Consider the following 11193-nt stretch of genomic DNA (forward strand, 5'->3'; position numbering starts at 1 on the left):
GGCGCGCATGCTACCACTGTGCGCGGGGGCGGCGAAGCGTGACCGGCTCGGCGGACCTGAGTCCGCGAGCGGTATGGATTACTGGGCTTGCGCGCGAATAACCAGCGCCGAACTCAGGCGAATGACCACCTGGCGATTGAGGTGTTCGGTCTTGAGCTGGACGTCAGGGCGTACTTTTACCGTCTTGCGGGTGCCATCGGCGAACTCAAGAGTGGCGGTTTGCAGGACGGTGTCGATGCCTTTAACCAGCGCGGTGACTTCGACGCTATCGGCAATCAGCATGCCTGGTTTGGTGCCGGCTGGCGCCGTGGCGATCACGCCAGCGCCACCATCTGCACTGGGCTCGCCGGGCTCACGCAAGTACACCATTTGTTCTAGAACGACGGTGGCATTAACCGTGTCACCGACTTTCAATTGCGGAAAGTTGATCATTTCCGGACTGGCAGTGAAGCTGCTCTGATGGCCTTGCGCATCCTCTAGCGTGACGCTGCTGGTGGCGTAGTTGATGGAGCTGACCACGGCGTTGATCTCTTCGACTTGAGTGGCCACGCCACCTGGCACGCCTTCTTGAATGACTCGGGTGGTCTGGCCCTCGCTGGCTAGCGCCTCATCCTTCCCCTGGCTGCTGCAGCCGGTGAGCAGGGAAGCACTGAGCATTAAAAGTCCCAGATGTTTGCTGATTGGCATGCGCGATCTCCTAGGGCTACTGCGGCTTGGTGTGGCGAATTTCGTAGACGGCGTCTTCGCTGCGCATCGGGGTTAGGCGGATGTTATAGCGGGGCCCGGGTTGGCCCAGTACCATTTCATCCAACTGGTACTGCACATTCAGCTTCAGGTAGGTGATTTGCGCCGGTTTAAGAGTGAGTGATTGTTCTATATCACGGGGTTCCCACTTGGCTGCTGGGCTCAGCCCGGTTATGCGTACGCTGTGCTTACCCGGTGCCAGCTCGACATGCCGATGGCCATTGAATTTCAATGTGCCAATGCTCTGTCCGTCGATAAACACTTCCGGGTAGTCATAGCGCAGCGGTTGCATCAGCCCTGGATTGCTGGCTTCCGGTCTATACAGATAAAGCACTGCCTGCTGCGGACTGGACGGCTGCACAGCCTCGAAGTAGCTGGGCGAGCTGCATCCGGTGATAAGCAGAGGGAGAAGCAGCAAAAGCCGACGGGGCATGGGAGCATCCTTGTCCGGACATGATTGATCGAGAGGATATCGCGCTTGGGTACGGCTGACCGGCTAAGGTTAGCTGGCAAACGTTCAGCTTGCCTGGGTGCTGCTGTGCTATGGTCGCGCCCGGAAAAATGTGTGGGGACACAGCATGAAATTTATACACCAGCGCGAACACCTTAACGAAGACGACGTGGTCGTCATCGAGTGCTCGCAGACCTGCAACATTCGCCTGATGAGCGATGCCAACTTTCGCAGCTTCAAAAATGGCGGCCGGCATACCTACCACGGCGGCGCGTTTGACACCTTTCCGGCGAAGATCACCGTGCCTAGCAGTGGGTTCTGGAATATCACCATCGATACGGTCTCGCGCAAAGCCATCAGCGTTACGCGCAAGCCGACGCTCAAGCATTCGATCAAGATCGTGCGTAAATCAACTTCTCGCCTGAGTTGATGCGTTGGGGGGACGCATAAGCGCCCTTGTTCCTAGTCCTTCTATCGCTGTGTACCCATTCGCTCTGCTTTTGCCGCACTTTTGTGCGGCCACGAACGGCTGAACGGGTAGCTGAGGAGGCCGCGAATATCGTGCTCGTCTGGCTGCTCGGAGCTGGTTTTTACACCCAGTGCCGCAGGCTCGCCAGCGCTCCAGCGGAAAGTGCCGAATAACTGGTCCCAGAGCGGTAGCGCGGTGCCGAAGTTTTGCGCCTCGGCAACATTCACGCTGTGATGCCAGCGGTGCAGCTCGGCACTGCCGATCAGATAATTCAACCAGCCCAAGGTGCCGCGGCTATTGGCGTGAGTGGCGAACGATTGGGTTTGCGAGAACAGCGCTGCCAGGGCAATGGCCATGGGCTCGAAGCCCAATAACCAGAGCGGCAGGATATGCACCGATTTGCGCAGCAGCAGATCCAGCGGGTGCGTGGTGAAGTTGTTGCTGACGTTCAGGGCGCTGGGGCGGTGGTGCACGAAGTGCACACGCCACAGCCAGCCACCGCGATGCTTGTAGCGATGCAACCAGTAGTCGCCAAACTCCCCCAGCAGCGCCGCCAAGGGCACCGCCAGCCACAGTGGCAGCCCCGTGGCGGGGCCTTGGGCGTCGGCGTTAAACAGCATCACCAGGCTGCGTATCAATGTGTCGGTCAGGGCATCGGTGGCGGATAACGCGAGCATGAATAGCCCATCACGCTTGCGGTCGGCGGGCTGGGCTTGCCAATCCGCGCGGTGTGGCCAGCGCCATTCCCACAGGCCAAACCAGAGCAGCACCAGTAGCAGTCCGCCACTCAGCAGCACGAAACTGCTCCAGCCCGTGTAGAGCCCTAGCGTTGCCCAGCCAGTGATTAGCAGCAGGGCGCCGAGGTGGGCCCAGTTCAGGCCGCTGTGTAGGGCTTTTCTGTCAGTATTTGAGCGTGTAGGTTGTTTTAGGCTGTGCATGCGGGGTGTCATCCAGAACGAGGTGGTGCTAGCTTCATGCCTGCGCCACCGGCTGCGCATTAACCTCGGTTTATCGATGTCCTCAGATTCTCTCTATGACTGCCTGGCCTGTGCGCCGCAGTTGCTCGGCATGCTCGAGCAATACCCGCAACTCACCGATCTCTGGCAGAACCTTCCGCGCCAGAGCTACGCGGCCAATCAGACGGTGCTACGGCCGGGTCAACTCAGTGACCGTTGCTGGTTCGTGGTCAGCGGCCTGCTGCGTGTGGTGCATTTGTCCGAGCAGGGGCTGGAGCGTACTGCGGCCTTTCATGCCGAGGGCAACTGGGTCGGTTGGGGGACGCCGCCCTATGCCGTCACCAGTGCTGTGGGCATCGTGACCCTGGAGCCGACCGTGCTGCTGGAGTTGCGTTATGAGGTGCTGCGCCATTGGCAGGCTGAGTTGCCGGTGGTGCAGGAAATTCTTAGCGACGGTATTCGTGCTGTGTTGGAGCGCAGTGCCCAGCGTGAAGCCGAGCTGCTGTTGCTGGATGCGGGGGAACGCTACCGCTTGTTTCTGCAGCAGCGTGCCGCCCTGGCGCCGCGTATTGCGCTGCAGCACGTGGCCAGCTATCTGGGCATCACCAATGTGGCGCTGTCACGCATCCGCTCGCGTATGGGTTTGGTGCAGGGGCGCAGCAAGCCGCAGTAGCACTGCCGAGCGCTCGTAAAAATACGAGGCTCGGCAGTCATAGGGCTCTATTCGCGGTTTGGGCTGCTTAGTTGTCGTAGCCCAGGTTTGGCGCCAGCCAGCGTTCGCTGACGTTCAGGTCCTGCTTTTTGCGCGCGGTGTAGCTTTCCACCTGGTCTTTGTCGATCTTGCCGACGGCGAAATACTGCGCCTGTGGGTGGGCGAAGTACCAACCGCTGACCGAGGCCGCCGGGAACATGGCGTAGTGCTCGGTGAGAAATACGCCGCTGCAACCGGCCTGGTTGTGGGTGGCTGCCGGGTCGAGCAGGTTGAACAGCGTGCCTTTCTCGGTGTGATCGGGGCAGGCTGGATAACCAGGGGCAGGGCGGATGCCTTTATAGGCTTCCTTGATCAGCTCGTCGTTGTTCAGCTGCTCGTCCGGCTCGTAGCCCCAATGCGTGGTGCGCACCTCTTTGTGCAGCCACTCGGCGCAGGCTTCGGCCAGACGGTCGGCCAGGGCTTTAACCATGATCGAGTTGTAGTCGTCGCCGGCGTCCTGGTAAGCCTTGGCCACTTCTTCGGCACCGATGCCGGCGGTGGTGATAAAGCCGCCGACATAGTCGGTGATGCCACTGTCTTTCGGCGCGACGAAGTCGGCCAGGGAGTAGTTCGGCTTGCCGTCCGGCTTGATCGTTTGCTGGCGCAGGTGGTGCAGGGTGGCCAGTTTCTCGCCGTTGCCTGAGTAGACGTCCAGATCGTCGTCATTCACTTGGTTGGCTGGCCAGAAGCCGAACACGGCGCGGGCGCTGATCAGTTTCTCGTCGATCAGCTTGTTCAGCATTTCCTTGGCATCGGCATAAAGCGCGGTGGCCGCTTCGCCAACCACTTCGTCGGTAAGGATGCGTGGGAACTTGCCGGCCAGGTCCCAGGAGATAAAGAACGGCGTCCAGTCGATATATTCGGCCAGCACCTTGAGGTCGATATTCTCCAGCACCTTGACGCCGGTAAACGTCGGCACGGTCGGCTGATAGGTTGCCCAGTCGAACTTGGGTTTGTTTTCCACCGACTTGGCGTAGCTCAGGCGTTCGGTGCGGGCGCTGCGGTTGGCGGTGCGTTCGCGCACTTCGATGTAGTCCAGGCGGGTGCGCTCGACAAAATCGGCCTTGAGTTCCTTGGACAGCAACTGAGTGGCCACGCCGACCGCACGCGAGGCGTCGGTAACGTAGACCACCGCATCGTTCTGGTACTTGGGCTCTATCTTCACCGCGGTGTGGGCTTTGGAGGTGGTCGCGCCGCCGATCATCAGCGGCAGGTGGAAGCCCTGGCGCTGCATCTCGCGGGCGACATGCACCATCTCATCCAGCGACGGGGTGATCAGCCCGGATAGGCCGATGATGTCGCACTTCTCGGCAATCGCGGTTTGCAGGATCTTCTCCGCCGGCACCATCACGCCCAGATCGACGATGTCGTAACCGTTACAGCCGAGTACCACACCGACGATATTCTTGCCGATATCGTGCACGTCGCCTTTGACCGTGGCCATAAGGATCTTGCCCTTGGCTTCCGGCTTGTCGCCTTTTTCCAGCTCGATAAAGGGGATCAGGTGACCGACCGCCTGCTTCATTACCCGGGCGGATTTCACCACCTGGGGCAGAAACATCTTGCCGGCGCCGAACAGGTCGCCGACCACGTTCATCCCGGCCATCAGTGGGCCTTCGATGACTTCGATGGGGCGCGCGCACTGCTGGCGGCACTCTTCGGTGTCTTCGATGATGTGGCTGGTGATGCCCTTGACCAGCGCGTGCTTGAGGCGGTCAACCACGTTCCAGGTGCGCCACTCTTCGGTTTCTACTTCCTTGACGCTGCCGTCACCCTTGTAGTTGTCGGCAATCGCCAGCAACGCTTCAGTCGCGCCTTCGTTGCGGTTAAGCACCACGTCTTCCACCGCGTCGCGCAGCTCTTTAGGAATCTCGTCGTAGATTTCCAACTGGCCGGCGTTGACGATGCCCATGGTCAGGCCGTTCTGGATCGCGTAGTACAAGAACACCGAGTGAATGGCTTCACGCACCGGGTTGTTGCCGCGGAAGGAGAACGACACGTTAGACACGCCGCCGCTCGACAGGGCGTGGGGCAGGTGGTCGCGGATATAGGCGCAGGCCTCGATAAAGTCGACCGCGTAGTTGTTGTGTTCCTCGATGCCGGTGGCCACGGCGAATATGTTCGGGTCGAAGATGATGTCTTCCGGCGGGAAGCCCACTTCATTGACCAGAATGTCGTAGCTGCGCTGGCAGATCTCGCGTTTGCGCGCGGCGGTGTCGGCCTGGCCGGCTTCGTCGAAGGCCATTACCACCACAGCGGCGCCGTAGCGTTTGCACAGCTTGGCGTGGTGCTTGAACTGCTCGACGCCTTCTTTCATGGAAATCGAGTTGACGATGCCCTTGCCCTGGATGCACTTGAGGCCGGCTTCGATCACTTCCCACTTGGAGGAGTCGATCATGATCGGCACGCGGGAGATGTCCGGCTCGCCGGCGATCAGATTCAAGAAGGTAACCATGGCCTTCTGTGAATCGAGCATGCCCTCGTCCATGTTGATGTCGATCACCTGGGCACCGGCTTCCACCTGCTGCAGGGCGACTTCCAGGGCTTCGGTGTAGTTGTCCTCACGGATCAACCGGGCGAACTTGGCCGAGCCGGTGATATTGGTGCGCTCGCCAACGTTGATAAACAGCGAGTTGCGGTCGATGGTGAAGGGCTCCAGGCCGGACAGGCGGCAGGCCTTGGGAATATCCGGAATGGCGCGCGGCGGGTATTTGCTCACCGCTTCGGCAATCGCCTGGATATGCGCCGGTGTGGTGCCGCAGCAGCCGCCAACGATGTTCAAAAAGCCCGAGGCAGCGAATTCTTCCACCACTGCGGCCATTTCCGCCGGGGTTTCGTCGTATTCACCGAAGGCATTCGGCAGGCCGGCGTTGGGGTGGGCCGACACATGGGTGCCGGCCTTGGCCGACAGTTCTTCCAGATACGGGCGCAGGTCCTTGGCACCGAGGGCGCAGTTCAGGCCCACGGAAATCGGCTTGGCGTGATTGATCGAGTTCCAGAAGGCTTCGGTGGTCTGCCCGGACAGGGTGCGGCCGGAGGCATCGGTGATGGTGCCGGAAATCATGATCGGCAGCTCAACGCCATCGTCCTCGAACACCTGCTGCACGGCGAAGATTGCCGCCTTGGCATTGAGGGTGTCGAAGATGGTTTCGATCAGGATCATGTCCGCGCCGCCCTCGATCAGGCCGCGGGTGGCTTCCACGTAGTTTTCCACCAGCTCGTCGAAGGTGACGTTGCGGTAGCCGGGGTTGTTCACGTCCGGGGAGATCGAGCAGGTGCGGCTGGTAGGGCCGAGCACGCCGGCAACAAAGCGCGGGCGATCCGGGGTTTCCAGGGTCTTGGCATCGGCCACGCTACGGGCCAGGCGCGCGCCTTCGACGTTCAACTCATACACCAGACTCTCCATGCCGTAATCGGCCTGGGATACCTGGGTGGCGTTGAAGGTGTTGGTTTCGAGGATGTCGGCGCCGGCATCCAGGTAGGCCTTCTCGATCGCGCCGATCACATCCGGGCGGCTGAGGATCAGCAGGTCGTTGTTGCCTTTGACATCCTGCGACCAATCGGCGAAGCGCGCGCCACGGTAGTCCTCTTCCTCCAGCTTGTAGCTCTGGATCATGGTGCCCATGCCGCCGTCGAGAATCAGGATGCGTTCCTTCAGGGCTTGCTGAAGTGCGTGGAGGCGGGCGCTGCGATCGGACAGAGACATGGAGATAACTACCTGGGACGCGTGAAAAAAAGATGCGCGATGATAACAAAGCTGCACGCTTTTGCAGTGGGTTGCGCTTTTACATGAATCTGACTCATGTTTGCGGATTGGCCTTGGTCAGCCGGCGCCAGCTAGAATCGGCGCTTAAGCCATTTTAGAGATGTTTCCATGGTCTGCCGCTTACTGCTTGGCGTGTGTTTGTTGTTCATCGGCTCATTACAGGCGGCTGAACCCATCTCCTACAGCCGTGATATTCAACCGATTTTTACCAAGAACTGCGTGGCCTGCCATGCCTGCTACGACGCTGCCTGCCAGCTCAACCTGGGCAGCGGTGAAGGCGTGCAGCGCGGCGCCAGCAAGGCCACGGTGTACAACGGCACGCGCACCCAGGCGCAGGCCACCACGCGCTTGTTTGTTGATGCCCATGGCGCAGCAGCCTGGCAGCGCAAGGGTTTTACCTCCGTATTGGACTCGCAGGGCAGCCAGGCCGCGCTGATGGCGCGGATGCTGGAGTTGGGCCATCAGCAGCCGTTTGTCGGCAACAGCAAATTGCCGGCTGAGCTGAATATCAGTATCGACCGGGTCAACCAATGTCCGTTGCCGCAGGAATTCGACAAGTTTGCCCGCAATAATCCGCAAGCCGGCATGCCGTTCGCGGTGACCGGCTTGAGTGAGGCCGACTACCAGACGCTGCAGGCTTGGATCGAGCAGGGTGCGCCGATTGACCAGCAGGCGCTGCAGGCCAGCACAGCCGAGGCGCAGCAGATCGCCAGCTGGGAAGCCTTTATGAACGCCCCCGGAGCCCGCGAGGCGCTGGTGTCGCGTTGGCTGTACGAGCATCTGTTTCTTGCTCATCTGCATTTTGCCGGCGGCGAGCCAGGGCATTTCTTCCAGATGGTGCGTTCGCGCACCGCCAGCGGTCAGCCGGTGGATATCATCGCCACGCGCCTACCTAACGAGGACCCAGGCAATGAGTTCTATTACCGCCTGACGCCAGTGCAGGGCGTGATTGTGCACAAGACCCATATCACCTATGGGCTGAGTGCGGCGAAGCTGGACCGGGTTAAACAGTTGTTTTTCGCCAGCGATTGGCCGGTCGATGCGGTGCCGGGCTACAGCCTGTTGCGCCGCGCCAACCCTTTCGAGACCTTTGCCGCGATTCCAGCCCAGGCGCGTTACCAATTTATGCTGGATAACGCCGAATACTTTGTGCGCACCTTTATTCGCGGCCCGGTGTGCCGTGGGCAGATTGCTACGGATGTGATTCGCGATAACTTCTGGGCGGTGTTCCAAGACCCGCAGCACGACCTGTATATCACCGACCCCGAGTATCGCGATCAAGCCAAGGAACTGCTGGCCATGCCTGGTCAGCAGGACAGCATCGGTGACTTGATCGGCCTGTGGCGCACCTACCGTGACAAGCGTAATCAGTACGAAGCGCTGCGCATGCAGCGCTATGCCAATGCCCCCGCGCCGAGTTGGTCGCATATCTGGGCCGGTAACGACAACGCGCTGCTGTCGATCTTCCGCCAGCATGACAGCGCCTCGGTGCGCAAAGGTTTGATCGGCGAGGTGCCGCAAACGCTCTGGTGGCTGGACTTCCCGTTGTTGGAGCGCACCTACTACCAACTGGTGGTGAATTTCGATGTGTTCGGCAATGTGTCGCACCAGGCGCAGACGCGGTTGTACTTCGATTTGATCCGCAACGGCGCCGAGGTCAATTTCCTGCGGCTTATGCCGGCTGAGTCTCGTCAGGGCTACCTGGATGACTGGTACCAGAGCGGTGGCAAACTTAAGGCCTGGCTGGACTATCAAGCTATCGACAGTGACAGCCCGAGCGCCTTGCAGTTGCCAGGCAGTGATCCCAAACGCAGTTTTGTCGAAGCCCTGTTGGCCCGATATGGCAGCCTCAATGCACGACCCGACCCGATCAACCGCTGCGCTGGTGCGCATTGCCACCGCTCGGGGCTGGACGCCGAATTGCAGCGCGCCGAACAATCGCTGAGCCGTCTGACCGGCAAACCGGGTGGCACGCTCAAGGTGATCAAGCAACTGCCGGAGGCAACCTTGCTGCGGTTGGAAATGGCCAACGGTCAGCGTGAGGTTTACAGCCTGCTGCGCAACCGTGCGCACACCAACGTGGCTTTTATGCTCGGTGAGGAACTGCGCTACCAGCCTGGGCTAGATACCCTGACGGTGTATCCGGGCGTGCTCAGCAGCTACCCGAACTTTATCTTCAATATCCAGATAGAGCAGACGGCGGAGTTTGTTACGGCGCTGGAGCAGGCGCGCGATGCAACAGCCTTCGAGAAAGTCGTCGAGCATTGGGGCATTCGCCGTACACACCCAGACTTCTGGCGCTACTTCCACGATATGTCGACATATATCCAGCAAACCGAACCGCTGGAAGCCGGCGTGCTGGATATGAACCGTTACGAGAATCTGTAAGGGCTAAAGGAGGATAGGCAGCAAGCCGCCGGGAGCGGCTGCTGCTTGGCGCTCAGGCTAGCGGTTAAAGCGTTCTACCAGCGCATACTGGCCCTGCGCGGTTGCCGTCAGGGCTTCGCTGAGCAGAGCGGTGTCATGCGCTTCGCCAGCGGTTTGGTCGGCCAGTTGGGCGATGGTGGTGATGCTGCGATTGACCTCATCAGCGACTGCGCTTTGCTCCTCGGCAGCGGCGGCGATCTGGTTGGCCATGTCGGCGATATTGGCCACCGCATCACTGATGCCGGCCAGCGCCTCGTCCGCTTGCTGCACGCGCTCAACCCCTTCGTCCGCTTGTTTGCGGCCGACTTCCATAGTCAGCACCGCTTCTTCGGCGGTGCGCTGCAACTTGGCGATCAGCTGGTGAATCTGCCCGGTGGATTCGGCGGTGCGCTGCGCCAATGAGCGCACTTCATCGGCGACCACGGCAAAGCCCCGGCCCATTTCGCCAGCGCGAGCGGCCTCGATGGCGGCGTTCAGGGCGAGCAGGTTGGTCTGGTCGGCGATGCCTTTGATCACATCGACCACGCCGCCGATTTCATTGCTGTCCTGGGCCAGGCGGGTCACCGTTTCACCGGTATCACCGACCGATTGCGACAGGCGTTGAATGGCCTGGCGGGTTTCGCTGGCAATGCTGCGCCCCGCGCTGGTCAGGCGGTTGGCATCCTGAGTGGCGATGGCCGTGCGCGCCACGTTGCTCGCGACTTCCAAGGTGGTGGCGGCCATTTCATTGATGGCAGTGGCCACCTGGTCAGTTTCGTTGCGCTGGCGCTCAAGCCCGGCGGAGCTGTTGTGTGCGAGGCTGTCGGCCTGTTTGGCTTGCTGGGTGAGCTGCTCGGCGGTGTCCTGCAGACGGGTTAAGCAGGTTTTCAGGCGGGCCTCCTGGCTGAGAATGGACATCTCCAGACGGCCCTGGGCGCCGCGGCTGTCGGTGTACATCTGCGCAATCAGCGGGTCGGAAGTGGTCTGGTCGGCCAGGCGCAGTAGGCGCTTGAGGCCACGCTGTTGCCAGTTCAGGCCAGCCAGACCCAGCGGCACCGACAAGCCAGCGGCAATGGCAAAGCCCCAGCTGGAATCGAGCCACACGCCGATCAGGAAGCCGACCTGGCTGACCAGGATAAACGGCAGCCAGTTCTGCAGTACCGGTAGCCAGCGATCACTGTTGGGGATCGCCGACTGGCCGGCATTGATACGTTGATACAACCCTTCGGCGCGGCGCACTTGCTCAGCTGTCGGCTTGACCCGCACCGATTCATAACCCACCACCTGATTGTTTTCCGTTACCGGCGTGACGTAGGCGTTGACCCAGTAATGATCACCGCTCTTGCAGCGGTTTTTGACGATGCCCATCCACGGCCGGCCCTTCTTCAGGGTGTCCCACATATGCTGAAACACGGCTGCCGGCACGTCTGGGTGGCGCACCAGATTGTGCGGCGCACGAATCAGCTCATCGTGACTAAACCCGCTGATCTCGACAAAGGCGTCATTGCAGTAGGTGATCTGGCCTTTGAGGTCGGTGGTGGAGATCAGCCGTTGTTGCGCCGGGAAGGTGCGCTCGCGCTGAGTAATAGGTTGGTTATTGCGCATGGTGCTGGCATTCCTTTGGTCGATGTCAGGTAATCGGCCGCTTGA

The 11193-nt window shown here is 60.6% G+C and carries 8 protein-coding genes; 3 read left to right on the plus strand and 5 right to left on the minus strand.

What is annotated here, in order from left to right; all coding sequences use genetic code 11:
* Positions 1–78: 78 nt before the first annotated feature.
* Positions 79–687: a hypothetical protein gene (locus AACY25_RS20195; protein ID WP_339527077.1), complete on the minus strand. Its 609-nt coding sequence runs from the start codon at positions 685–687 to the stop codon at positions 79–81.
* 16 nt (positions 688–703) lie between these two features.
* On the minus strand, positions 704–1177 hold the full coding sequence (locus AACY25_RS20200) for a hypothetical protein (RefSeq protein ID WP_339527079.1): 474 nt from the start codon (positions 1175–1177) through the stop codon (positions 704–706).
* A gap of 145 nt (positions 1178–1322) precedes the next feature.
* On the opposite strand from AACY25_RS20200, the gene AACY25_RS20205 reads away from it, so the two are divergent.
* Positions 1323–1625 carry a DUF1883 domain-containing protein gene (locus tag AACY25_RS20205; RefSeq protein WP_090256153.1) on the plus strand — a complete coding sequence of 101 codons (303 nt, stop codon included), beginning with the start codon at positions 1323–1325 and terminating at the stop codon, positions 1623–1625.
* A gap of 41 nt (positions 1626–1666) precedes the next feature.
* On the opposite strand, the gene AACY25_RS20210 is transcribed toward AACY25_RS20205, so the two are convergent.
* Positions 1667–2602, minus strand: coding sequence for a sterol desaturase family protein (locus AACY25_RS20210; RefSeq protein WP_339527081.1), 936 nt, complete (start codon positions 2600–2602; stop codon positions 1667–1669).
* A 76-nt stretch (positions 2603–2678) separates the two neighbouring features.
* Between AACY25_RS20210 and AACY25_RS20215 the strand changes: the two genes are divergently transcribed.
* Positions 2679–3293 (plus strand): Crp/Fnr family transcriptional regulator, encoded by a 615-nt coding sequence (locus AACY25_RS20215; protein ID WP_339527082.1) that lies wholly within the window; start codon positions 2679–2681, stop codon positions 3291–3293.
* A 67-nt stretch (positions 3294–3360) separates the two neighbouring features.
* Here AACY25_RS20215 and metH read toward each other — a convergent pair whose 3' ends face one another.
* Positions 3361–7083, minus strand: a complete 3723-nt coding sequence (gene metH / locus AACY25_RS20220; RefSeq protein ID WP_339527206.1) for a methionine synthase — start codon at positions 7081–7083, stop codon at positions 3361–3363.
* 162 nt (positions 7084–7245) lie between these two features.
* Between metH and AACY25_RS20225 the strand changes: the two genes are divergently transcribed.
* Positions 7246–9525, plus strand: a complete 2280-nt coding sequence (locus AACY25_RS20225; protein WP_339527083.1) for a fatty acid cis/trans isomerase — start codon at positions 7246–7248, stop codon at positions 9523–9525.
* Between the two features lie 57 nt (positions 9526–9582).
* Here the strand turns inward: AACY25_RS20225 and AACY25_RS20230 are convergent, their stop codons facing one another.
* Positions 9583–11148, minus strand: coding sequence for a methyl-accepting chemotaxis protein (locus AACY25_RS20230; RefSeq protein ID WP_339527085.1), 1566 nt, complete (start codon positions 11146–11148; stop codon positions 9583–9585).
* Positions 11149–11193: the final 45 nt, after the last annotated feature.

The organism is Pseudomonas sp. EA_35y_Pfl2_R111 (genome assembly GCF_963970955.1).
Taxonomy (GTDB): Bacteria; Pseudomonadota; Gammaproteobacteria; order Pseudomonadales; family Pseudomonadaceae; genus Aquipseudomonas.